We start from the raw sequence: 22,694 nt of genomic DNA on the forward strand, positions 1-22,694 counted from the left end.
CCTATCACTCAAAATTTGGCGATTAATTAATTGTGTAAACTGAACGATTCTTTAAAGCAGCTTTATAAGCGGCAACCGCTAAATTTACCTGACCGACACCATAGAGCTGAGTAGCTGCGTTTTTAATTGAACCGGATTTATTGACATAGGTCAGCATTGCATAAAGCGGCGTACTAGTTTGACTTGTTTTCATCGCCGTGTTATTCACATATTTCTTCATGCCAAAAACATTTGATAGGGCAATAATTGCTTCAGCGGTTGAATTGGCATTTGGCGTTGTTTTGCCATTAAACGTGTAGCCAAATGCACCACTGGGCTGCACAATACTAGTAAGAAATTCTTGCCCCTTCAGCAGGCTGTCCTTGACGTTAGTTGTATTAACCTTTCCTAGAGCCAGAGCGGTTAGAACCATGCTGGTCGTGTCGGCATCCCTAACTCCTTGTTGGTTATTATACGTCCAACCATGATTATTTAATTGAGCTTTCACTAGCCGAGCACTCAAGCTTGCTTTGCTAAACTTCGCTCCCTTTGGCTGCTTGAACTTTGAGCTCATCGAAATGGCAATCAGCACTTGTGCCTGGGCACTTGTCGTTTGTTTGGAAACACTTGTCCGGTACAACTTGGTTACCAGATTGATTCCCTTTTTGTGGCCATATGGCTTATAATCTCTAGCGTTGAGCCCCATCGCCTGAACGGCCATCACGGCATTGGCCATTGTTGCAGCAGGGGTTGTCTTTTTGATTACCAAGTTTTTTCGCAGCAACGTTTTTTCCTTGGTATTAAATTTATAACCGTTTCCCTTGAGCCCTAACAGAAAGTCAGAGTACCCCGCAGTCGCACCAGTATCAGGATTGAGTTTCTTACTAAAAATAGGACTGCTTTGACCGGAAAGTCCGGTCTTATTTTCTTTAATCATCTTTTTGGCATAGGAATAAGTACGGGCAATTCTGCTGTGAATGGTGCCGGTACTAGCCTTCCTAATTGATGCAGCGTTGGTAGTTGTTGAGAGCGTCAAAGCGGCGATAACCAAAGTTGCAGAAGTCAAGACTGATTTTATATATTTATTCATAGGTGTGATCTCCTTAGATAATGCATAAAAGTGGCTGGGGCCTCATTTTCCCCCAACCACTTTGATATTTGATTGTTAGATGAAGAATTACTTATTGTAGGTCATCGAAATTGAATCGCCATCTTTCAGGTAAGGCACCATTAGCAACAATCCGCTTATAAAACATATTGATCGCGGTAGTTGGGTTTAGACCTAACTGGCTTAAAACGGCTTCGGTATTATCTGCCAATTCTTTGTCAATCTGGACTTGTACGCATTTCTTTTCCTTAACTGCCATGATTTTCTCGCCCCCCTTTATTACTACTCACATTATACTAATCTTTGAGTACCACTCAATTAGCCTGCTTCTTTAAAAGTTGTGAATTTAAGTTTGCTGTCCTTTCCGCAATGGCACTTATACAACGTTCCTAAAGTGCCCGTAAGCGCATTTTAAAACTCGTTTAATATAATTATGCTCTATCTGTTTAAAACAGCTTAAATGGCCTTATATAGCTTTTTAGTTTTAAGCACGCTCATCGTTAGGGTGTTTGGCCGCATATTCTCTAGCCGCCTGTTTATTCCACCAAACACCAAATAAGTTTTGCATGGTGCCATACAAGTAGTTCTCAACGTTCTTGATGTGCTTCTCATTGCTTCTTAGGGCGTTAAAGTAGCGTCTTAGTGCTTTAGTCATCAAAGGTTTCAGTTTTCCTCATCATCAAGTGGGATTATGACGCCAATGTCCTGATGATCCTTTTCAACTCGATATTTAGCATTCAAGATGATACCAATAAACCGGCGCATTTGTTGCGGGGTGCGGCACCAGAAACTAAGTAATTGCACGGCTTCGGGTTCTAAGAAAACGGGTAAGCCACTATCTTCATCAGTTAAGAAATCATTAGCATGGTTCACCAAATCCTTGTTTTGCTTTTCTAGTTCTGCTGGTGAGAATTGGGCTGTGGAAAAGTCCAACTTTTGAGTATCTATATTATATCTATTAGTATCTAAATTATTAGTATAGTCTAGATTGTGACTCTTTTTGACACTTTCGCGTGTATCAAGGGTTCGCGGCTCTTGTTGCCGAGATTTTGTATAAATGTCTGTTGCCGTAACTTCTAAATCTGCTAAATACAATCTATTTGGTTCATTTTTACCAGTTTTGGGATTAAAGTGCATGGTTTTCTGAAATAATAATCCTTGGTTTTCAAGTTCATTTTTTACCCTAATCACTTTCTTTTTTGACCAGCCCATAAGATCTGTTAGTTCTTGATTTGTAAAAATGAAATAAACCCGGTTATCTTCATCAACCCAGTTTTTTTTCAATGAATAATCTAGTGTAGTGTCATGCCGATATTTAAAGCATGTGCAATTAGAACTATAACTGCTGATATAGAGCCGCATGCGTAGTATCCGTGTCAATATTACTAAGATATCATCATGACACTACACTAATCTATCGTGTAAAATCATATATCCTAATTTTGCACTATCACTTAATGTCTTATATTGAGATCCATAAATTAAAACCTGTGGGAATTGGAAAAAACGAGTTGCATAAGCTTTTTCCGACTCAATAAAATTGAAATTAGTTTGATTCATTATAAAACTTCCCTTCTCAACTGACACATACTGTCTCGAAAGAGAGTTGCTAAAACATTAGATTTGCTTTAAAATAAAAATCTGATATGCTTTAACTAAATTACAAAGCATTCATTTAGCCGTGAGGGCTTTGTAATTTACCAGCATGTGTCTATTCTTGGTTGCCCATTCGGCAACTTTTTTAATTTCTGGTAGATTGCAAATTTAATCCGAATTTTTGGACAAATTTGCAATCTACCATTAACACGGTTCTGACCATTTTAGGTATGCTAGGTGTAATTACAGACGTACAAACTATAAACGTCTCACAGGACACGACAGGCACCTTAAAACATGTTACAAACGAGGTGGACTCCGCTAGCCAAGCTGATAAAGCACCAACTAGTGCGAACGTTTCTAATGTGACCTCAACTAGTGTAATGTCATACTGACATTGCACTAGGTGACCTTAAGCAGGTTACTAACCCACAGATTATCTTTGAAGCAACTGGCGTCTATTCCAGAAGACTCCAGACATTCTTGGACATGCACGAATTGCGCTATGTCATGATGAATCCGCTAGAAGCCAAAAGAAAAACAAAGGATGACCTGCACCAGAACAAGACCGATAAGCTTGATGCCTTGTACCTTGCCAAGCTGCAATCTGAGCACCCGCAGCGGCTGGCCTACGTTCAAAGCGAAGAATATCAAGAATTGATGGCCAATAACCGTATCTATGAGCAGGCTTCGCACGATCTGATAACCAACAGGAATAGACTGCACAAAGCCATTCAGCTCACTTTCCCAGAGATTGAGCACTTAATGGTTAATCCGAGAGGGAAAAACTACTGGAGTATTGTCCTCAGATTCCCACACCCAGATATCGTACTAGAAACAAAAGAAGCCGATATCATCGACTTCTTAAAGGGCTTAACCGGTATTGGTAAAAAACGCGCTAACGACATAGCGCAAAGTCTTATTCGGTTGGCTAAAATCGCATGCCCAGCTGTCAAAAAGAACAGTGCTCATATTCGTGGCCTCAAAATGGCTATTAACAACATTCTGAGCGCTGAAGAAGAGTGCCAGACTGCTTTACAGGAGATGGCAAAGCTGGCTCCTAAACGGGATCTGGAGATCCTCACAAGCATTCCAGGCATCGGCGAAAACACTGCTCTAAGAATCATTAGTGAGCTTGGGGATATCAGACGTTTTAACAACCCTAGCCAATTAAATGCCTTCGTTGGTGTTGATCCTCAAGTTTATGAATCTGGCAATCTCACGGCCCACCTGTCAATTTCAAAGCGTGGGACAGCTATTGGCAGAAAGGTGCTGTACTTGGCCATAAACCAAATTCAGTCGGCTAAGAAAGCGGGAAACCCTTGTCATATTGCGGATTATTACGAGAAACGAAAACGGTCTTCTGAGACTGCAAGTCACAAGAAGGCCGCTATCGCATCGATCCATAAATTATTACGGACGATCTTCACTTTAATTAAGAATGATCAATTGTATAGCTATGACGTAGCCAAACATAACCAAAGACTTTTGTCATAAGAATTGATCCAATAGATATTATAACAGCCTCTTTTTTGAAATTACAGAAGTTGGCTGTATTTATCGTGCCCTAAATCAGATATTTGACTTGATTCTCCGGGAGCTATTTTCCGATTAGGCCTTTATTTCAAAATAAAATTGCCTAAAATCGTTGATAACACTTGACTTAGAGTAGAAAAAAGCTCCAGAACTTGCTAAACGCTTCTGAAACTCTTTCTTTATGGACTGATTTTCAAAAAATCAAGACTTACTTTTCTTGCTTTCTTTTCTCAAAGCTGAAGCCAAAGAGAGAAACTCCGGCCAGCAGAGAAATAATGCCTGCCAAGATGCCTGGCTTAGCGTCCTTTTCACCGGTTTGCGGGAGCTGAGCTCCAGTGGCTGCTGGGGCCTTGGCTACTGGTGCAGTGTTGGCTAACTTAGTTACAAGAGTTGGAGTCTTGGCTGCTGACTTAGTTGCTGGCTCTTCATCCGTGTTCACTACAGTCACAACGTCACCGCCGTCAGTATCTTCCTCCGTATCAGCTGGTTCTTCAGTATATTCCTTAGCGGTTGGTTCTGTAGAAGGTTCTTTGGACGACTCGGTAGTCGGTTCTGTCGTTGGATCCGTTGACGGTTCTGTACTTGGCTGAGTCGGTTCAGTTGGAGTCGTTGGGTCCGGTCCGTCGGCTGTGTTGCTTCCAAGGCAGCCAAGCGGGCCTTTGCCAGGTTCAAAGCGTGCAGAGTTGCGGCCGCTTTTGCCGTAGCAGTGGCCAACGCTTCCTTCTTTTCCGCTAAATCAGCTTCCTCCGCGATCAAAGCAGCTTGCGCGCTTTGCAGCTTCAGCCGTCTTAGCGTTGCGCCGTCTTCAAGTCATCCTGGCTGGACCCTAGCCTGGACGTCATTAGTGGCCGCGTTGACTGGCTAAGGCAAATTTGCCGCCCCCAGACTGACTGCCCCAATACCAGCAGCCGCAACTGCTGCCATCTGCTTGATCCGGGTCTCGCTTCTCGCTTTCATGTTTTTCCACTTTTCGCTCTTAAATAGTAAGATCACATATATATAATTATAAATGGTGGAAATATTCCCGGGAAAGCAGGAAGCACCGGAAAAGTAAAGATTCTTTTATCTATTAAAAAGAAAAAGTATCATCAAAAAGCAATAAAGCTGCTAAACTATTTTTCACCCAAAGGATCGGTAATTAGCCTATAATTTTAGTTAAACCGTCTGAAAAAAGAGCCTTTGCAAGCCAACTTGTGCTAGGCTTGTGATGCGAAAGGAAGATTTATATGGCAAGAATGTCGCGCAGACAGTACCAAGAAAGACAAGAACAAACCGCGCAAAAGCAGACGCGGCAGACAAACCCTAACTCCGTTCCTCGCTTGGACACTGACAGGGCTTCAAGAAGCGAGCAGAAGGTCCGGCTCAACTTCTGGCAGATCTTCGCCGACCGCCCTTACGTCACGGTCATCATGATCAGCCTGGCCCTCTTCTGCATCCTGGCCAAGTGGTGGATCGGCCTGGCCATCATCATCATCTTGACCATCGCCGGTATCTTCGTGATTGGCCGCTCTCACCACCCTAACCGGGTCCTCAGTCTGGAATTCAAGCTCAAGGCCTCCCGCAAGCTGAGTATGATCAAGGCCCTGCAGCTTTTGGGTTCAAACATCATGTTCCTGGCCGCCTACATGCGGCAGATCGTCAGCGTTGACTTCTCCAGCGCCGGGGCGACTGACAGCCTTACAATCATCCAGAACATGCTCTCCAATCAAGGGACTTTCGGCCAGCAAGGTTCCTATTTCTTGAGCCTCTTCAACCAGCTGACCGGGGGATCGCTTTGGGGGACCTACCGCTACGCTACCAACAGCTCGCAGATGATGAACTCCACGGCCGGCACCATGATCATCCTCTGGATCTTCCTCTTGATGATCGCCCCAGCCTTCTGCGTTTTGTCCCAGTTCTTCAGAGAGCCTTACTCCCGGCACGTGATGACGGTGGCTTCCTTGATTTCCACCATCTCCTTTGCCTTGACGCCAACTTTGATGAACCGCTGGGTCATCTCATACGCCGTAGAAAACCAGATGAGCCAGGCAGCGGCGGAAAACGCTGTCCAAGTCGGCGGTATGGTCTACCCGGCCATCATCTCCGCCGTCTTCGTCTTTATCCTGGCTATCTACCGGGAAATCAAGAAAGATGAATTTTAATAGCAATGAAAAAAGCTTCAGTATTGCTTTACTGAAGCTTTTTCGTTTGATTCTAAATCTATTTTGTCAGAAAAATCCAAAGCAGGTTGACTGCCAGCAAAACAGCTGCCGTGCATCCCTTCCACAAATTGTATTTCTCTGCCGGCGCCTTCTTGTTCACCAGGTACTCCATGCCAAAGCCGCAGACCAGGTTTAAAGCCAGCATGACCAGGCGGTACTGCAGCGTTCCCCAGCTACTCAGCAAATTTAGCAGAGCCAGCAGGGTAAAGACGATTGTCACGTAATATTTTCTCAACACCTTCTATCCCTCTCTTGTAAGCAAAAATATAATTTACACTATTTTCAAATTAGCATTAGCTTAAACCGTTATGAGAGAGATGTCAATCTCCATTTCCTACCCTAGCAATTTCTGGTACAAGGCGTAAGTCCGGGCGTCGTAGGCCACCATGATTACCCGCATTTCGTAATCCTTGTGCTCTCTCAGCCACTTGCGGACCTCACCGAAAGCCACCTTGCTGGCCGCGTCCAGCGGATAGCCGTAGACCCCGGTTGAGATCGCGGAAAAAGCGACCGAGTGCAGGCCATTTTCCTTGGCCACCCGCAGGCTGTTTCTGTAGCAGGCAGCTAAAAGCAGGGGATCGCTGTGTGAACCCGAGTAAATCGGCCCTACAGTATGGATGATGTACTTAGCCGGCAGGTTAAAGCCCGGCGTGATCTTGGCCTCACCCGTCTCGCAGCTGCCCAAGGCCCGGCAGGCCTCATTCAATTCAGGTCCCGCTGCCCGGTGGATGGCCCCATCGACGCCACCGCCGCCCCGCAGTTCCCGGTTAGCCGCGTTGACGATCGCGTCCACCTTCAAAGTCGTGATATCCCCTTGCCAGATTTCTAAATTCATTAGTCTGTCTCTTCCTCCTCTAAGTACATTTCCCGGAACTTTTCCAAATCTGCCTGCTTAAAGCCCAGTTTTCTGGTAAAAAAATTGTCAAAACTGCCCCAGCCCTGCCGGATAGTCTCCGTGATCCCTTTAACCGCGGGTCCTTCGCCCCGGGTCACGTTCATCTTCGCGATCACCTGCGACAGCTTCTCATTAGTCGGATGCTGCTTCTCAATGGAAAAATCGTACAATTCATCCGTCAGCAAATAGTCCTCCGCGATGGTCTTGTCGTCCACGCCTAGGGCCATCAAGATCAAAATACTGATGATCCCCGTCCGGTCTTTCCCGGCCGCGCAGTGGTAGACCAAGGCCTGGTCCTCCGGCAGCTTCAGCAATTCCTCAAAGACCCGTTTGATCCCCTCTTCTGAATGCTCATTTAACAAAACCTGCTGGTAGATCTTAGGCAGGTAGTCGTCAAATTCCGGCAGATGGTGAAAAAGGCGCAAGAAAGGATGGGCCTGGTTGAAGCGGTCCCCTTCAGCGTAAAGGCCAATATTCACAAAACGGACCCCCGGCCAGAGCAGGTCGGGGTAGGATCGCTGCTCCCGGCTGGACCGCAGGTCACAGTCCACCGTAATACGCAGGTTGGCCAGCTTGACCCGGTCCCTGGCTGACATCTCGTTTAAAGCCGCCGACCGGTAGATCTTCCGCCACTTAACCCGGCGGCCGTCCAAGCCTTGATAACCGCCCAGGTCACGGAAGTTGACCGGTATGTCCAGTTCAATTACCCTTTGCATCTCCATCCGGCATCCCTCTTTTCCAAAAATCCGCGAAAAATTCTTCTCCCTTCCATTTTAGTTTTCCCAGAATTTTTTGGCAAAAAAATCGCCCCAGCTTAAGCCGGAGCGAAAATCTTATTCTAAAAACTTGTCCCTAAGCCTGTCCAAGTCTCCTTGGCCAAAGCCCAGGCTGGCAAAATAGCGGTCAAAGCCGCCCCAGGTCTGCCGGATCGTTTCCGTAATCCCGTAAAAAGCCGTCTGGCTTACCTGGGTCTGGTTCATCTTGGCAATCTGCTGGCCCAAGCGGTCGTTTTCATCCGCCTCATCCCAGTCCCGGCTGTATTCCCGGCTGTATTCCCGGCTGAGCAGGTAGTCCCGTAGGATTTCCCGGTCTTCCAGGCCCAAAGCCATCAAAACGATCACCGACACCATCCCCGTCCGGTCCTTGCCCATGGAGCAGTGGTAGATCAAGGCTTCATCATCTTCCAGGGTCAGCATTTCCTTAAAAATCTTCCGCATCACCAGGCCCGTTCTGGGGGCGACAAGGTTCTGCTGGTAGACCATGGCCAGGTAAGATAATTTGGGTAGCTTGCCCGAATACTTCTCCCAGGCTGCCTCAGCTTCTTCCTCTTCATCCCCGCTCTCACTGTAAAAGTGGGCGTCGACCAGTTTAGCCCCGGGCCAGAGCTTGTCCGGGAAGTTGTCCTGTTCATGCCGGGAGCGCAGATCACAGTCCACCACAATCTTCCGCCGGGCCAGTTCCGCCTGGTCTGCCTTGGTCAAATGGCTGAGTGACCCCGACCGGTAAAGCCGACCCCACCTGACAGTCCGGCCGTCCTGGCTGACATAGCCGCCCAAATCCCGGCAATTGTAGCCGGCCTCTAACTTTACGATCCGCTTTGGCATTTTTTATCCCTTCATCCTGTTAAACGTTAAAAACTAAAAATCTTTCCCGTGGGCAAAGACCCGGGTGGCCAGAACCGCCCGCTGCCAGCCCGCGTAGAGCCGGTCTCTTTCCGCCTCTTCCATCTTTGGTGCAAAGGCGGCCCCGGTCTTGGCAATTTCCTTCAAGCTATCCAGGTCTTGCCAGTAGCCGACGGCTAAACCTGCCAGAAAGGCGGCCCCCAGGCCAGTGGTTTCCAAATCCGCTGCACGCTCGATCTTCTTGCCTAATAGGTCTGCCTGGAACTGGAGGAGGTAGTTGTTGTTTGAAGCCCCGCCGTCGACTCTGAGGACCGGAATCTCAATACCCGAGTCCTTCTGCATGGTGTCGACCACATCCCGGGTCTGGTAGGCCAAGGACTGCAGGGTTGCCTTGATCAAGTCCTTGTCACTGCTGCCTCTGGTCAAGCCAAAAATCGCCCCCCGGGCTTCACTGTCCCAGTATGGTGCCCCCAAACCAGTAAAGGCGGGAACCACATAGACTTCATTAGCGTCTTTAGATTCCAGGGCCGCCTGCTCTGATTCCGGAGCTGAGTTCAGCAGCTTGACCGAGTCTCTCAGCCACTGGATGGCTGACCCGGCCACGAAGACTGACCCTTCCAAAGCATAGTTTACTTGATTGCCCAGCTTGTAGCCAATAGTCGTCAGCAAATTATTCTTGGATTCGATCGGTTCCTCCCCCGTGTTCATCACGATGAAAGACCCGGTCCCGTAGGTGTTCTTGACCATGCCTGGCTTGACGGCCAATTGGCCAAACAAGGCTGCCTGCTGGTCCCCGGCCATCCCGGCGATCGGCACCCTGCCGCCGAAGAACTGGTAAGGGTCAGTTTCCCCGTAGACTTTAGAATTTGATTTAACCTCCGGCAGCATGGCCCGCGGAATCTTCAGCAGGTCCATGATCTCCTGGTCCCAGGTCAAATCATGAATGTTAAAGAGCATGGTCCGGCTGGCATTGGTGCAGTCAGTTACATGGACCTTGCCCCGGGTCAGCTTCCAGACCAGCCAGGTGTCGATCGTGCCAAAAAGCAGCTCCCCTTTTTCCGCCCTTTCCTGGGCCCCTTCCACATGGTCCAAAATCCAGCGGATCTTCGTGGCAGAGAAGTAAGGGTCGATCACCAGGCCCGTCTTTTGCCGGATCATCTCGCTGTAGCCGTCCTTAACCAGCTTTTCCGCGATATCGCTAGTTTGCCGGGACTGCCAAACGATAGCCGGGTAGATTGGCCGGCCCGTCTCCTTGTCCCAGACCACCGTGGTTTCTCTTTGGTTGGTAATCCCGATGGCCGCCAGTTGGTCCGGCCGGATGGCGGAGTTGATCAGAGCAGTTGACGTCGTGATCTGGACCGCGTTCCAGATTTCCTCAGCATGGTGCTCTACCCAGCCGGGCTTGGGGAAGTACTGGGTGAATTCTCGGGCCACGCTGGCCACCTGCTGGCCGGCATGATTGAAAATGATTGCCCTGGTTGAGGTAGTCCCCTCATCGATTGCCAAAATGTATTGTTCACTCATATGTGATCCTTTAAACTTATCCCTTTCTTGCTTTACTTACTTGCTTTTTCGCCGTCTTTTTCGAAAACGCTTACCATTTTAGTCTAAGCCAGTTTGTGAAAAAAGCAAGCCAAAAGGACCTGGCCTTTAGATTATTATTTTTCCGCCTTTTAGTTTATAATTAGTGTGATTGATTACGATAAGGAAGAATTTGACTATGGATGATAATTTGATTCGCATTGCCTACCTCTACGAAGACTTGATGAACACCTACGGGGACTCCGGTGACGTCAAGATCCTCCGCTACTTTTTGCAGAAAAAAGGCTGGCAGACCCAGATCGACAATATCTCCCTGGGCAGCCAGTTCAACGCGGACGACTACGACTTTGTCTTCTTCGGCGGCGGCCAGGACTATGAACAAAGCATCGTGGCCAAGGACCTGCAGCGCTTCAAGGAAACCCTGAACGACTACATCCAAGCTGGCAACCCCATGCTGGCCATCTGCGGGGGCTATGAACTGATGGGGACCTACTACAACACCATTTCCGGGACCAAGATCAAGGGCCTGGGGATCCTGCCCCTACACACGGAATTTGACCCAGAGAAGCGGATGATCGGTGACACCAAGTACGAAACTGAATGGGGCCCGACCATCGGCTTTGAAAACCACTCCGGCCAGACCTTCCTGGATGACCGGAAGATGCTCAAACCTTTCGCCAAGGTAGTCGAAGGCTACGGCAACAACCATGAGGAAAAGGAAGACGGGGTCCGCTACAAGAACTTCATCGGCTCCTGGTCCCACGGCCCGATGCTTAAGAACGAGAATGTGGCTAATGCCCTGGTGGACATGATTTTGAAGCGGCACGCTGCCCGCGTGGCTCAATAAGATAGCTTTTTGACCAGCTTTTGACGAGCTGGTCTTTTTTTCGCGATTTTTTTAAAAAAATCGTTATTTCACACTTGTGGTATATCACAGATGTGGTATAATAATTGGCGTAGGGGAGTGAGAACGATGAAGATCGATATTCTTCGATACCTCGACGACAAGCACCTGACCATTTACCGGGTGGCGAAAGAGTCGGGCTATGGCTACACTACCCTTCACAAGTCATTTAACAAGCAGCAATCAAATGCGACGTCAATCAACTTGCGCGATCTCGACGCGATCGCCCGGGCCAAGCACGTGGCGATGTGGCAGGTTCTGCGTGAGCTGGAGAATGATTATCTCAACGATGACGATGATGACTAAACTAAATACGAAGGTTGGTTTAACCGCTGAGCAAATCCTATTGTTTTGATTTCGCTTGATGCAGAAGTATAATAGTTGGCGTAGGGGAGTGAGAACGATAAAGATCGATATTCTTCGATACCTCGACGACAAGCACCTGACCATTTACCGGGTGGCGAAAGAGTCGGGCTATGGCTACACTACCCTTCACAAGTCATTTAACAAGCAGCAATCAAATGCGACGTCAATCAACTTGCGCGATCTCGACGCGATCGCCCGGACCAAGCGCTTGGCGATGTGGCAGGTTCTGCGTGAGCTGGAGAATGATTATCTCAGCGATGACGATGATGACTAAACTAAATACGAAGGCTGTTTTAACCGCTGAGCAAGTCCTATTGTTTTGATTTCGCTTGATGTTGAAGGAGTTTTTAGTTAGCCAAAAACCAGCAACTTATTTTACTCAGAAAGGGGTAAAATCATGGATTACAACAACTTTAACGATATGGATGATCTTTTTAGAGAATTAATGAACGGCTTGGGCGGCTTCAATTCCGAAAACCGCCGCTACTTGATCAACGGCCGGCAGGTAACCCCGGAAGAATTCGCTGAATACCAGAAGACTGGACAGCTGCCAGGACAAGGCCAGGCCAAGAATTTCCAGGGCAAGCAAAAGAAGGCCAACGGCATTTTGGAAAAGTTAGGCCGGAACCTGACCGCTGAAGCCCGGGAAGGCAAGCTCGACCCGGTTATCGGCCGGAACAAGGAAATCCAGGAAACGGCGGAAATCCTCTCCCGCCGGACCAAGAACAACCCAGTCCTGGTCGGGGACGCCGGGGTCGGCAAGACCGCGGTTGTTGAAGGCTTAGCCCAGGCAATTGTCCACGGGAACGTGCCGGAAGCAATCAAGAACAAGGAAATTATTTCCATCGACATCTCCAGCCTGGAAGCCGGGACCCAGTACCGGGGCTCCTTTGAGCAGAACATCCAGGACCTGGTCAAGGAAGTCAAGGACAGAGGCAATGTCATCCTCTTCTTTGACGAAATCCACCAGATCCTCGGTGCCGGCGGCTTGGGCGACGGCAATGGTTCCAAAGGGATGAGCGACATCTTGAAGCCGGCTTTGTCCAGAGGTGAAATCACCGTAATCGGGGCCACCACCCAGGATGAATACCGGAACACCATCATGAAGGACACCGCTTTGGCCCGCCGCTTCAACGAAGTAACTGTCAATGCTCCGAGTCCAGCTGAAACCTTCAAGATCTTGAAGGGAATCCGGGCCTTATACGAAAAGCACCACAATGTGGAACTGCCAGACGACGTCTTGAGGGCCGCCATCGACTACTCAGTCCAGTACATTCCGCAGCGGTCCCTGCCTGACAAGGCCATCGACCTTTTGGACATGACCGCCGCTCACCTGGCTGCCCAACACCCGGTGACTGACGCCAAGACCATTGAAAAGCAGATCAAGGAAGAAAAGCAGGCCCAGGAAAAGGCCGCTGAAAAGGAAGACTACGAAGCCGCCCTTGACCACAAGACCAAGGCTGAAAAGCTGGAAAAGCAGCTGAGTGAAAACCACAAGGAAAGAAAGACCGTGGCTACCCCGGCTGACGTGGCCGCTGCTGTTGAACGCCTGACCGGGATTCCGGTTTCCAAGATGGGCGCCAGCGACATCGAACGCCTGAAGGGGCTCAGCAGCCGCTTAAAGGCCAAGGTCATCGGCCAGGATGAAGCCGTTGAAGCAGTAGCCAAGGCTATCCGCCGCAACCGAGCTGGCTTTGACGAAGGCAATCGGCCAATCGGCTCCTTCCTCTTCGTTGGCCCGACCGGGGTCGGCAAGACGGAACTGGCCAAGCAGCTGGCCTTGGACATGTTTGGCTCTAAGGATGCCATCATCCGCCTGGACATGTCTGAATACTCCGACCGGACAGCCGTTTCCAAGCTGATCGGGACCACGGCCGGCTACGTGGGCTACGATGACAACTCCAACACCTTGACGGAAAAGGTTCGCCGCAACCCTTACTCAATCATCCTTTTGGACGAAATTGAAAAGGCTGACCCGCAGGTCATCACCTTGCTCTTGCAGGTCCTTGACGACGGCCGCTTAACTGACGGGCAAGGCAACACGGTCAACTTCAAGAACACCATCATTATCGCTACCTCTAACGCCGGCTTCGGTAATGAACAGCTGATGGGCGACGCTAAGAAGGACGAGAAGCTGATGGACCGGCTGGCTCCTTACTTCAGACCGGAATTCCTCAACCGCTTCAACGCGGTCATCGAATTCAAACACCTAACCAAGGAAGACTTGAAGAAAATCGTTAACTTGATGCTGGCTGACGTAAACGAGACTCTGGCCAAGAAGGGCATCAGCCTGACTGTCAGTGAAAGCGCCAAGGACTACTTGATTGAACAAGGCTACGACGAAGCTATGGGGGCACGGCCGCTGAGAAGAGTCATCGAACAGGAAATCCGTGACAAAGTAACTGATTACTACCTGGACCACCTGGACGTCAAGAAGCTGAAGGCGGACATGGTCGACGGGGCCCTGGTTATCAGTGAAGATAAGTAATAGTATTCTGTTAAAGATCTTGCACAATCGTAAAAAAGGCAGTCAAATGACTGCCTTTTTTACTTTGTCCGGATTTTTGCATTATAATAAACAGGTAATATAAAATTGCTTGCGGAAGGTTGCCTTATGCAAGATAAATTCTACGCTTTTAGTGAGGAAGCCAGGGAAGTTTACAAGCGCTCCCCTTTCCCAACCTTGATCTACCAGTTGATCGACGGTCAATACCAAGTGGCGGGAAGATCAAGCCGGAAAACCTCTGGGATGCCATCACCCACCAAATCAAGCTGGGCGTCTTCTAGAAGGACAGACAGCGGAACTTCCTGGGGGCTAACCAGCACTTTTTGGACTACTACGGCTTGACTCTGCCGGCTATACTTACGGGATCGCCAATAACAGCGACGAGATCAAGAGCATGATCCGCCTGGCCGACCACAACCTTTACCAGGTTAAAAAGAACGGCCGCAAGGACATCTGCGGCAGTCCCTTCCAGCCGAATTTTTTTGAATATGAGTAAAAAGAAACAGCGTGAAAGCTTAATTTGCTTTCACGCTGTATTTTTTGTGGCAGGTAACGGCCGGCAAAGGTCAGGGCAGCCTTAGCAAAAGCAGTATTGCTAATAATGCTTGGGGCCGCGTTCAAGCCGTCAAAGAGGGCCGGGATGATCGTGAAGTAAACCGCGAACTTGTAAACTGCCGGATTATTATTGAAAAAATTGCTGGTCAAGCCGCAGAAGATAAAGGCGATGGCCAGGGGGTAGAGGAACATCAAAACCGGAGTTGACCAGGCGATGATGGTGGTCAAGCCAAAGTTGGCAATGGCAAATGAAAGCAGGCAGTTAAAGGTCAGGAAAGTCCGGTAGGAAATTTTTGGAAAACGCTTGTGGAAGTCCTGGGCAAAGGCAACTACCAGGCCGATGGCCGTGGATATCCAGGTGATGGTAGCCAAGGTCGCCAGGAGGGCTTCCCCGAAAGTGCCCAGGTAGTTTCCTTGCCTTCCTTGATCTTGAAGCCCTTGATGGCCGTAACAACCGTAATCCTGAAGGTCAAAGCTGCCAGGGCGTCCAGGGTGTTGTAGCCCTGCAGAAAGCCGTTGGTCAAAGGAGCAGCGAGGTAGTCGGCGCTAGCTTGCGTGCTGCTGGTTGCCCCCATTGGCTTGATAGCGGCAATTAAAAAGATGATAAAAAGCAGGGCCAGGAAAGACGGGTTAAGGATTTTGCCAACCCGGTCGGTGATCTTCCCTTCGCTCAAAGAGCAGTAGTAAACGATACCGAAGAAAACAGCTGAATAGATCAGCAAGGCCCAAGGCTGCATCCCCTTTGAGAATTGGTCAGAGAACATGGAGAAAGGCACGGTTGCCGTCCGCGGAGTCGCGAAGAGCGGCCCTAAGGTCAGGTGAACCAGGATCAAGAAAGGTCAAGGCGAACTTTTCCCCAGCGGCCGGGCTAAACCAAAGATCCCGTCAGCCCGGGTAACGGCCAAGGCCAATAAGGCGGCCAGAGGGATCAGAGTCCCGGAAATGATGAGGCCGATGGCGGCGAAAAGCCAGTTTTTACCGGCCATTTGCCCCAGGTGAACCGGGAAGATCAGGTTCCCGGCCCCGAAAAACATGCCAAAAATCAAAGAGGCGATGATCAGATACTGTTTGCTAGTTAACTTTTTCATGATAAATCTCCTTGCAATCACTAATGATGTCCGGAGATCAGCGCTAATCCCAAGTTGCTAAAAAACGAGTAAAAAAAGTCCTTGCAGAAACGATTATTTCTACAAGGACGCTTGCGCGTGTTACCACCTTTGCTTCACCGCTTTGTCACCAAAACGGCCTTACCCCGTGCTGGCCCATCGGCCAAGACGTTGTCGCTGTAAAGGGCAAACACATTTGACACTTCGCAAAGACGTCGCGCCAACCACTCAGAGCCTACTTTCGCCTTGGACCCGTCTGCCGCTTTCCCAGCTGACCGCGGCTCTCTGGAAGACTTCCGTCCGGGGCTACTCTGCTCTTTTCAGTGTTTCAACTCGCTTTTTTAACTTGTTTATGATCTAATACTTTTTCTCAGCTAAATGCAAGCTTTTTTGCCGAATTTTTAAAAAAATCTGAACAGGGCCACGCTGGCCACCCCGGTGACCACGATCCACATCAGGCTCTTGGTGAAATAGGCCACTAGAAGTGTCGGCAGAGTTGCCGTCAGATACTGCCAGTCAACCTTGGGCAGCTGCCCCTGCCTGGCCGTAAAGAGGCTGCCGAACCAGAGAGTGGTCATGATGACGATCGGCACGAACTGCAGGAATTCCACCATCCACTTGGGCAGGCAAAATTTTTTTAAAATCAGGAAAGGCAGGATCCGCAAAAGGGTTACCCCGCCGCCGCAGACCAAAAAAGTTATCAGTAATTTACTCGAAAAAGACATGCTTGATCACCATCCCCACTAAACAACCAACTACCGTCACCACAATCGTAGCCACGCTGGCCGGCAGGAAGATAAGACCTAGGTAGGTTAGGACCATCGTTCCCCCGATCATGACCAGCTGCAGCTCGATTTTGACCGACTGGTCGGTGATCAGCTGCAGGTACAAAAGGCCTAGGAACATGGCAACCACCGCGTAGTCCAGGCCCAGGGCCTTGGTGTCGGTGATCACGCTGCCGATTAAAGCCCCGAAGAGGCTGGACAGGCACCAGGCAGCATAGGCCACCAGGTTGGCCGCGTTCAGCCATTCGTATTTCAGCTTGCCCTTGGTGTAGTTGAGCTTGGTGATTGCCAAGGCAAAAGTCTCATCAGTTACCAGGCTGCCCAGCCAGAGATTTTTGATCAATTTCTCGTCCTTGAATTTCGGGGCCAGGGTCATCGTCATCAAAAGCATCCGGGCACTCATCAAATTGGTGGCCGCGAAGATTGAAAACAGACTGCTCCCGGCCGGAAGCATGCTAACCAGGGCGAACTCACCCGAAGCCGTGTACACCAGCAAGGACATGATAAAAGTCTCCAAAGGACTAAAGCCATTGGTATGCGCGATAATACCAAAAGCGGTGCCAATCCCCACGTAGCCGAGCACGGTCGGCAGGGTATCCTTGACCCCGGTTTTGGCGTCTAATACATTATTCAATTGTTTTTCCCCCATGTTAATGATCAAATCATCGTTTTGGTTTTAACACAGTTTTCCTTGCTCTGACGGGCTTTTTCGGCAATATGGATAAAAATTTCTAAAGATTTCTTCGCAATTTGCCCCGGCGGGGACTGGGCACGACCTGCAGGCAGGTGGCCAGGATAATCAAGACCCCGCCCGCTATCTTCATGATGCCAAAGTCGCTGCCCAGAAGGGTAACCGACAGAATCGTCGCTACCAGCGGCTCAAAGGCCTCCAGCATGCTGGCCAGGCCGGCTGAGATGTACATAACGCTGGAAAGGTAGAGCGAGTAAGCGAAAACCGTACCGGCGATCACGATGTAGATCACCAGGCTCCATTCCTTAACCGTAACTCCAGTGGCGGGCATCACGGACAGGGCCGGACTGAGGATAATCCCGCCCAGCAGCATCCCCCAGGCCAAAATAGTGATGGTCCCATACTTTTTAAAAAGCTTGGCCGGCATGGCAATGGCCAGAGCCTGGGTCAAGGCACTGAAGAAGCCCCAGACCAGGGTTTTAGGCGTCACCGCCAAGTGGCTGAAATTTCCGTTGGTCACCAAAACCACCGTCCCGACCACCGCTAGCAAGACCGCGATCAGATCGATTCTCCGGGGCATTTGCTGGGTTTTAGCCGCTATAAAGCAAATGATCAAGACCGGGGCCAGGAAGACCAGGACAGTGGCCGTCGGCGCGTTTGAGGCCGCTACCGTGTAGAAGTAGGTAAATTGGGCCCCGGTGATGCCCAGCATGGAGAAAAGGGCCGCGTAGAGAAGGTTGCGGTGATTTTTGAAAATAGCAAAGGTTCCCTTCCCCTTGTGGACCAGGGAAATGAGCAAAAGGCTCGCCCCGGCCAGCCATGACCGGACGTCAACCAGCCAGAAGGTATTGATATTTGGGCTTTGGTAGAGCATTTCCGCCGCCGTCCCCGAGGTCCCCCATAAGGCAGCCCCAGTAATTGCCAACAGGATTCCCAAATGCTTGTCTTTCATTTCTTCACCGTCATCGTTTCACGTGTAACATTCCATTTCTGCCTGGAAAGACAGATCCTTTTATATTATGACAGTTTTATGAGATTTTTGTTAGTCCCTTCCTGAAAAAAGGCAAAAGAAAAAGCAGCGAAAACGCTGCTTGCTTCTTTTCTTCTACTGCTTCTCTTCTTCCGCCTTGTCGATCAGGTACTTGAAGAGACGGTTCATGATGGCTGCTTCCGGGGCAGGGTTAGCGTGCATTTCTTCCGGGTGCCACTGCACGGCGATCACCTTGCCGTCAGTGCTTTCCAAAGCTTCCGTCACCCCGTCGCTGGCGCTGGCTGATTCGGTCAAGTCCGGAGCCACTTCCTTGATCAGCTGGTGGTGGAAGGAGTTGGTCATGAGGCTGCTTTCCCCCATGATCTTTTCCAGGGTTGTCCCGCTCTTGATCTTGACCACGTGGGTGCCCACGTCAGGCCGGGTAGCCTGCATGTGCTTTAAAGTGTTGCCTGGCCGCAAAGACAGGTCCTGCCACATGCTGCCGCCGTGGGCCACGTTGATGATCTGGGCGCCCCGGCAGATGCCCAGGACCGGTTTGCCGGTTTCTTCCGCCCGCTTCAAGAGGGCCATGTCGAAGGTATCCCGGTCTGGCCAGGTTTCCCCGCTTTTTTGGTCAATTTCTTCCCCGTACAAGTGGGGGTCAAGGTCATGGCCGCCAGACAGGATCAAGCCGTCAACTAAGTCCAGCTGCTTAAAGGCCATTTCTTCTCCGCCAGCAGTAAAAGGAATTACCAAAGGAATCCCGCCGTTCTTGAGGACTGAGTCCACGTAAGCAGCGTTGACGTAGGTCCGGGGCTCACCCATGAAGGGGCCGGACTGGATCGTAACTTCTGAAGCTGAAATACCGATAACTGCTTTTGCCATCTTATTCTCCCATGTCTACAAACTTCTCCACCGCCAAAGCGATGCCGTCCTGATTGTTGCTGGCCGTGACGTAGTCAGCCGCGGCCTTGATCTCGTCGATCGCGTTGCCCATGGCCACCTTGAAGACCCCAGGCAGCTGGAAGTCAGAGAGGTCATTGTTGTTGTCGCCAAAAACCATAGCTTCTTCCGGCTGGATGTTCAAAAGGTCCAGCAAAGTGGTTAGGGCCTGGCCTTTGGAGGTGCCAGCAGTATTGAATTCCAGGCACTGGCCGCCGGAAGCTGAGATTTCGAATTCCTGCTCAGTCGCCGGACTGAGGCCAGCCCGGAACTTCTTCATCTTGCTAGGCAAAGAAACAAACTCGCCCTTGATGAATTCGTAGTGCTGGCCGGGCACCATCCGCTTGACCCCCATGTTCCGGGCCTTGGCCAGAAAGCCGACACCGAAGGCACTGCCCTTTGGGGCTACATAGAAATCCTTGGTGTCCATGAAGTAAGGGCCAAAAATCCCCGTCTGCTTCAAGGCCAGAATGTGCTCCACGTTTTCATCAGTCAAGGGGCTGGCGCTTAGGACTTCCCCGTCCATCCGCTGGATCAGGCCGCCATTGTAGCAAATAGCAAAGTTGTCTGCCGGATCCAGCTTGAAGGGTTCAAAGACCTTCAAGACGCCAGGCAGGGGCCGGCCGGACAGGGGCACCACAAGAATTCCTTTTTCCCGGGCCTTTTTTAAAGTCGCCAGGGTCTTAGGGCTGACCTTCTTTCTGGAAGTCAGCAAGGTTCCGTCCAAGTCCACCGCGATCAATTTAATTTTCATAGATGTTTCCTTTCATCTTTGCAACTATTTTACGGCAAAAGGCGACCAGCGCCTAATTTCACGCTTAGTTTTCCTTGTGCTTGGAATTTTGGCTGTTGTTTGGCCCCGGCTTGACCTGCTGCTTGAGCAGGTACTCCTGGATAATCCTGACCACCTGCTTATTCTGCGGCAGGCTGGAGTGCTGGGCTTCTGCCCCGGTAACAGTCATCGTGGTATAGCTCTTGACCTGGTTCTGGAAGATGTACTTGCCGGCTTCCACGCTGCTTTCCGGCACTATCCCGTCGGATTCGTAGTTTTTCCCGCCGGACAGGGAGTAGACGATCATATTTTTCGGCAGGCGCTTGCGGTACTTGATAAAGTCTGTCATCATTTGCGTCTTGTACTTGATGCTCTTTTCACTGAAGTTGTAAGGCGAGCCCAAGGTCATCAAGCGCTTGATTGTGATTTCATCTGAATAGTCGCTGTAGTAGTGTTCCAGCCAGTAGGTCCAGATCAGGCCCCCGTTTGAGTGGCCAAAAGCCTTGAAGTTGTTAAACTTGTAAGTTTTAGCAATTTCGTAAAAGGCATCGTCCAGCCAGCCGGCCTGCTTCTTGATATTGCTGTAACCGTCATGGTTATTTTGGAAGCCAATCACGATAAAGGGCTCATTGTCCTCCTTTTTTATTGAACCAGAATAAGTCAAGGTCCCGTCTTCACTGATTTCCACCTTAAGCAGGCTGTGCTTATAAGGGGTATTCTCGTTGAGCAGGTCCACCAGTTCATTGAAGCGGTTGACGGTAGCACTGGAGCCGGGAACCATGATCAGAGGTGACAGTTGCGAGCGCTGGCGTTCAGCGTGCTCCTTGTTGGTCTTTTTCATCCAGGAATAGCCCGGAACGGCCAGCAAAATAATGATCGTCAAGGCAACGACGATCAGTTTCCAGTTGCGGCTCTTAAACATGACGGTCATCCTCCATTTCATAGTCCTTCAGCAGGATCTTGGTCCGGTTGTCCAGCTTGACGGCTGGAATCATCATGACCACGTCCAGGCAGAAGAGGAAGATGGTGAAAATCAAGGTCGGCCAGTTGCCGTTAGTGGCAAAAAACGGCACCAGAGGGCCTGGCGTCCCCGTCAAGACCGTGTAGACCGGAGTCGGCACGATATGCAGGAAAATCGCCAAAGCCGCGATCAGCATGTTCACGACTGGCACCAGGACCAGCTCAAGGGCATAGATCGGGTTGAGAATCACCGGCAAGCCGACCAAAAAGCCCCGAGACGAACTGAACAAAAGCGGCCAGAGGTTCATCTTAGCCACTGTTTCCGACTCCTTCCCCCGGCCCCAGATCAAGATGGCCACGGCTAAAGCTAAAATTGCCCCGCAGCCGCCCATCACCCCGTAAATCGAGATCATGGACCCGCCCAGGTAAGGATAAGGCACCTTCCAGACTGCCCCCCGCCGCAAGACATAGGTCAAGTTGGCAATCGCGGCGGCTGATCCAGCCATGTTGCTCAAATCGAGAATCGGGGCTTCCAGGCCCAGCCAGCTCAAAAATGAAGCCAAGGCCATGGCCGGCACCGTCAAAAGCAGGTTGTTGGAATTTTCAACCGGTGACACGATGCTGGTCAGGCTAAAGTCGGCCTTGACCTTGCTGATAACCACATAGAGAATCCCGCCGATAGCGATTCCCCCGATTACAGTAACCAGGGTCGGCTTCAGAGCCTTGATCGCCCGGTCCTGGACTAGTTTGGTGTGCTCATAGTTGACAGACTCATAATCGCCCCCTAACCAATGGAAAACCTGTCCTACCCCATAACCTAGCAAAAGGGCAAAGGAGGTGTACTGGAAGCCCAAATAGCCCCCTGTAAGCAAAGAAATCCGTCCGGTCAAGCCCAGCTGAAAGAGATAGATCATGACCAAGAGACTGGTCAGAGCACTGATCCCAGCCATCGTCGCATCTTTACGGTAGATTTTAGCCGTAAAGGAAGCTGAGAAATAAACCGTGAACAGGCAAAAAAGGCCGAAGATAACTTCAACCACGCATTGTGACAGGTTGGTCCCGATGTCCCAGAAGCGGTCACTCATGATTTTGTCAAAATCAAATATATTATAGATAAAACTTTCCGGCGCAAAGACGCTGTACTGCAAGACCTGGAAAAAGGCTCCGACCGTCGCGATCGGCATCAGAACGGCAAAGGTCCGCTGGGCCACTCTGAAAAAGGAGCGGCGGCGCAGCCAGATGCACCACTTGGCTAATTTGTCCATTTACTCTTCCCCCCACAAAAACTATATCAATTATACAAATTTCCTTAGTACTTGAGCAAACTTTTGCCGCAAAAAACCGGACCAATTTCTGGTCCGGTTTAAAAAGTAACAAGAAATGTATTTATTCAACACTTGTAGCTGTCTCAGTTGCCAATGTAGGGTTAACCAGCATTACCAAACCGATGATGAGTGTTAGTAATCCGAATTCAAAAACATATCCATTAATATTCAAGTGAACACTAATGAACACATTCTTGTCCTCTAGCTGAAGCTAGAAGATTTTTTAGGCTTTTTTGCGGGGAAATGCCTTGTGCGCTCAGTTGTATGTACCTCCACTAAAGTTTCCCTTAGCTTCTGATACTTTTATCATACGCACAGTCAAAGAGTTCGCCA

Annotated in this window: 19 protein-coding genes and 5 pseudogenes; 6 read left to right on the top strand and 18 right to left on the bottom strand. The window is 49.8% G+C overall.

The genetic code is table 11. From position 1 onward, the window contains the following. Positions 1–22: 22 nt before the first annotated feature. From LJ046_RS01435 to LJ046_RS10675, 4 genes and pseudogenes are all read right to left on the bottom strand, one after another. Positions 23–1,069 (bottom strand): prenyltransferase/squalene oxidase repeat-containing protein, encoded by a 1,047-nt coding sequence (locus LJ046_RS01435; RefSeq protein WP_002877136.1) that lies wholly within the window; start codon positions 1,067–1,069, stop codon positions 23–25. Between the two features lie 127 nt (positions 1,070–1,196). After that, positions 1,197–1,346 (bottom strand): annotated as a pseudogene (locus LJ046_RS01440) (type II toxin-antitoxin system RelB/DinJ family antitoxin); the annotation flags it as partial. Between the two features lie 225 nt (positions 1,347–1,571). Next, positions 1,572–2,383 (bottom strand): annotated as a pseudogene (locus LJ046_RS01445) (replication initiator protein A); the annotation flags it as partial. Between the two features lie 117 nt (positions 2,384–2,500). Beyond that, positions 2,501–2,647, bottom strand: a pseudogene (locus tag LJ046_RS10675) (replication initiator protein A); the annotation flags it as partial. A gap of 438 nt (positions 2,648–3,085) precedes the next feature. On the opposite strand from LJ046_RS10675, the pseudogene LJ046_RS01450 reads away from it, so the two are divergent. Next, a pseudogene (locus tag LJ046_RS01450) lies at positions 3,086–4,180 on the top strand (IS110 family RNA-guided transposase); the annotation flags it as partial. A 247-nt stretch (positions 4,181–4,427) separates the two neighbouring features. On the opposite strand, the gene LJ046_RS01455 reads toward LJ046_RS01450, so the two are convergent. Beyond that, positions 4,428–4,667 carry an LPXTG cell wall anchor domain-containing protein gene (locus LJ046_RS01455; protein WP_002879463.1) on the bottom strand — a complete coding sequence of 80 codons (240 nt, stop codon included), beginning with the start codon at positions 4,665–4,667 and terminating at the stop codon, positions 4,428–4,430. A 778-nt stretch (positions 4,668–5,445) separates the two neighbouring features. Between LJ046_RS01455 and LJ046_RS01465 the strand changes: the two genes are divergently transcribed. After that, positions 5,446–6,360: a hypothetical protein gene (locus LJ046_RS01465; RefSeq protein ID WP_002879460.1), complete on the top strand. Its 915-nt coding sequence runs from the start codon at positions 5,446–5,448 to the stop codon at positions 6,358–6,360. Between the two features lie 58 nt (positions 6,361–6,418). On the opposite strand, the gene LJ046_RS01470 is transcribed toward LJ046_RS01465, so the two are convergent. The 5 genes from LJ046_RS01470 to glpK form a co-directional block, all read right to left on the bottom strand. Further along, complete coding sequence (locus LJ046_RS01470; RefSeq protein WP_002879459.1) at positions 6,419–6,658, bottom strand: hypothetical protein; 240 nt, start codon at positions 6,656–6,658, stop codon at positions 6,419–6,421. 96 nt (positions 6,659–6,754) lie between these two features. Beyond that, positions 6,755–7,255, bottom strand: a complete 501-nt coding sequence (locus LJ046_RS01475; RefSeq protein WP_002879458.1) for an O-acetyl-ADP-ribose deacetylase — start codon at positions 7,253–7,255, stop codon at positions 6,755–6,757. Then, positions 7,255–8,037: a tyrosine-protein phosphatase gene (locus tag LJ046_RS01480; protein ID WP_002879454.1), complete on the bottom strand. Its 783-nt coding sequence runs from the start codon at positions 8,035–8,037 to the stop codon at positions 7,255–7,257. Before LJ046_RS01480 ends, LJ046_RS01475 begins: the two co-directional genes overlap by 1 nt. Positions 8,038–8,148: 111 nt before the next feature. Beyond that, positions 8,149–8,919, bottom strand: a complete 771-nt coding sequence (locus tag LJ046_RS01485) for a tyrosine-protein phosphatase (RefSeq protein WP_002879453.1) — start codon at positions 8,917–8,919, stop codon at positions 8,149–8,151. A gap of 33 nt (positions 8,920–8,952) precedes the next feature. Continuing rightward, positions 8,953–10,461: a glycerol kinase GlpK gene (gene glpK / locus LJ046_RS01490; RefSeq protein ID WP_002879452.1), complete on the bottom strand. Its 1,509-nt coding sequence runs from the start codon at positions 10,459–10,461 to the stop codon at positions 8,953–8,955. Between the two features lie 196 nt (positions 10,462–10,657). On the opposite strand from glpK, the gene LJ046_RS01495 reads away from it, so the two are divergent. The 4 genes from LJ046_RS01495 (at position 10,658) to LJ046_RS01510 (ending at position 14,237) form a co-directional block, all read left to right on the top strand. Continuing rightward, positions 10,658–11,326: a type 1 glutamine amidotransferase gene (locus LJ046_RS01495; RefSeq protein ID WP_002879450.1), complete on the top strand. Its 669-nt coding sequence runs from the start codon at positions 10,658–10,660 to the stop codon at positions 11,324–11,326. 126 nt (positions 11,327–11,452) lie between these two features. Next, positions 11,453–11,689: a transcriptional regulator gene (locus tag LJ046_RS01500; protein WP_072557693.1), complete on the top strand. Its 237-nt coding sequence runs from the start codon at positions 11,453–11,455 to the stop codon at positions 11,687–11,689. A 97-nt stretch (positions 11,690–11,786) separates the two neighbouring features. Beyond that, positions 11,787–12,023 (top strand): transcriptional regulator, encoded by a 237-nt coding sequence (locus LJ046_RS01505; RefSeq protein ID WP_072547936.1) that lies wholly within the window; start codon positions 11,787–11,789, stop codon positions 12,021–12,023. 123 nt (positions 12,024–12,146) lie between these two features. After that, positions 12,147–14,237: an AAA family ATPase gene (locus tag LJ046_RS01510; RefSeq protein ID WP_002876617.1), complete on the top strand. Its 2,091-nt coding sequence runs from the start codon at positions 12,147–12,149 to the stop codon at positions 14,235–14,237. 561 nt (positions 14,238–14,798) lie between these two features. Here the strand turns inward: LJ046_RS01510 and LJ046_RS10290 are convergent. From LJ046_RS10290 to LJ046_RS01560, 8 genes and pseudogenes are all read right to left on the bottom strand, one after another. Then, positions 14,799–15,898 (bottom strand): annotated as a pseudogene (locus LJ046_RS10290) (branched-chain amino acid transport system II carrier protein); the annotation flags it as partial. Between the two features lie 419 nt (positions 15,899–16,317). Beyond that, entirely contained in the window at positions 16,318–16,641 is a 324-nt protein-coding gene (locus LJ046_RS01530) for an AzlD domain-containing protein (RefSeq protein WP_002876620.1), read from the bottom strand. Beyond that, positions 16,625–17,335 carry an AzlC family ABC transporter permease gene (locus LJ046_RS01535; RefSeq protein WP_002876623.1) on the bottom strand — a complete coding sequence of 237 codons (711 nt, stop codon included), beginning with the start codon at positions 17,333–17,335 and terminating at the stop codon, positions 16,625–16,627. The genes LJ046_RS01530 and LJ046_RS01535 overlap by 17 nt, the downstream gene beginning before the upstream one ends. A 97-nt stretch (positions 17,336–17,432) precedes the next feature. Continuing rightward, positions 17,433–18,344, bottom strand: coding sequence for a DMT family transporter (locus tag LJ046_RS01540; RefSeq protein ID WP_002876624.1), 912 nt, complete (start codon positions 18,342–18,344; stop codon positions 17,433–17,435). 153 nt (positions 18,345–18,497) lie between these two features. Further along, entirely contained in the window at positions 18,498–19,247 is a 750-nt protein-coding gene (locus tag LJ046_RS01545; RefSeq protein ID WP_002876625.1) for a gamma-glutamyl-gamma-aminobutyrate hydrolase family protein, read from the bottom strand. 1 nt (position 19,248) lies between these two features. Further along, positions 19,249–20,058 carry a Cof-type HAD-IIB family hydrolase gene (locus LJ046_RS01550; protein ID WP_002876627.1) on the bottom strand — a complete coding sequence of 270 codons (810 nt, stop codon included), beginning with the start codon at positions 20,056–20,058 and terminating at the stop codon, positions 19,249–19,251. A gap of 64 nt (positions 20,059–20,122) precedes the next feature. After that, the gene (locus LJ046_RS01555) at positions 20,123–20,998 is read right to left on the bottom strand and encodes an alpha/beta hydrolase (protein ID WP_002876630.1); all 876 of its coding nucleotides are present in this window, start codon (positions 20,996–20,998) and stop codon (positions 20,123–20,125) included. Then, a complete protein-coding gene (locus LJ046_RS01560; RefSeq protein WP_002876631.1) occupies positions 20,991–22,301 on the bottom strand; it encodes a PTS sugar transporter subunit IIC in 1,311 nt (436 codons plus the stop codon). Before LJ046_RS01560 ends, LJ046_RS01555 begins: the two co-directional genes overlap by 8 nt. Positions 22,302–22,694: the final 393 nt, after the last annotated feature.

Origin of the sequence: Lactobacillus delbrueckii subsp. jakobsenii ZN7a-9 = DSM 26046 (assembly GCF_001888925.1) — a bacterium.
Taxonomy (GTDB): Bacteria; Bacillota; Bacilli; order Lactobacillales; family Lactobacillaceae; genus Lactobacillus; species Lactobacillus delbrueckii.

Excerpts from the sequence above, each read along its gene's own strand:
- LJ046_RS01475 (WP_002879458.1), bottom strand. The coding sequence starts at position 7,255 with ATGAATTTAGAAATCTGGCAAGGGGATATCACGACTTTGAAGGTGGAC.
- LJ046_RS01500 (WP_072557693.1), top strand. The coding sequence starts at position 11,453 with ATGAAGATCGATATTCTTCGATACCTCGACGACAAGCACCTGACCATT.
- LJ046_RS01550 (WP_002876627.1), bottom strand. The coding sequence starts at position 20,058 with ATGAAAATTAAATTGATCGCGGTGGACTTGGACGGAACCTTGCTGACT.
- LJ046_RS01545 (WP_002876625.1), bottom strand. The coding sequence starts at position 19,247 with ATGGCAAAAGCAGTTATCGGTATTTCAGCTTCAGAAGTTACGATCCAG.
- LJ046_RS01480 (WP_002879454.1), bottom strand. The coding sequence starts at position 8,037 with ATGGAGATGCAAAGGGTAATTGAACTGGACATACCGGTCAACTTCCGT.
- LJ046_RS01485 (WP_002879453.1), bottom strand. The coding sequence starts at position 8,919 with ATGCCAAAGCGGATCGTAAAGTTAGAGGCCGGCTACAATTGCCGGGAT.
- LJ046_RS01530 (WP_002876620.1), bottom strand. The coding sequence starts at position 16,641 with ATGTCTTTTTCGAGTAAATTACTGATAACTTTTTTGGTCTGCGGCGGC.
- LJ046_RS01495 (WP_002879450.1), top strand. The coding sequence starts at position 10,658 with ATGGATGATAATTTGATTCGCATTGCCTACCTCTACGAAGACTTGATG.
- glpK (WP_002879452.1), bottom strand. The coding sequence starts at position 10,461 with ATGAGTGAACAATACATTTTGGCAATCGATGAGGGGACTACCTCAACC.
- LJ046_RS01555 (WP_002876630.1), bottom strand. The coding sequence starts at position 20,998 with ATGTTTAAGAGCCGCAACTGGAAACTGATCGTCGTTGCCTTGACGATC.
- LJ046_RS01465 (WP_002879460.1), top strand. The coding sequence starts at position 5,446 with ATGGCAAGAATGTCGCGCAGACAGTACCAAGAAAGACAAGAACAAACC.
- LJ046_RS01560 (WP_002876631.1), bottom strand. The coding sequence starts at position 22,301 with ATGGACAAATTAGCCAAGTGGTGCATCTGGCTGCGCCGCCGCTCCTTT.
- LJ046_RS01435 (WP_002877136.1), bottom strand. The coding sequence starts at position 1,069 with ATGAATAAATATATAAAATCAGTCTTGACTTCTGCAACTTTGGTTATC.
- LJ046_RS01510 (WP_002876617.1), top strand. The coding sequence starts at position 12,147 with ATGGATTACAACAACTTTAACGATATGGATGATCTTTTTAGAGAATTA.
- LJ046_RS01540 (WP_002876624.1), bottom strand. The coding sequence starts at position 18,344 with ATGAAAGACAAGCATTTGGGAATCCTGTTGGCAATTACTGGGGCTGCC.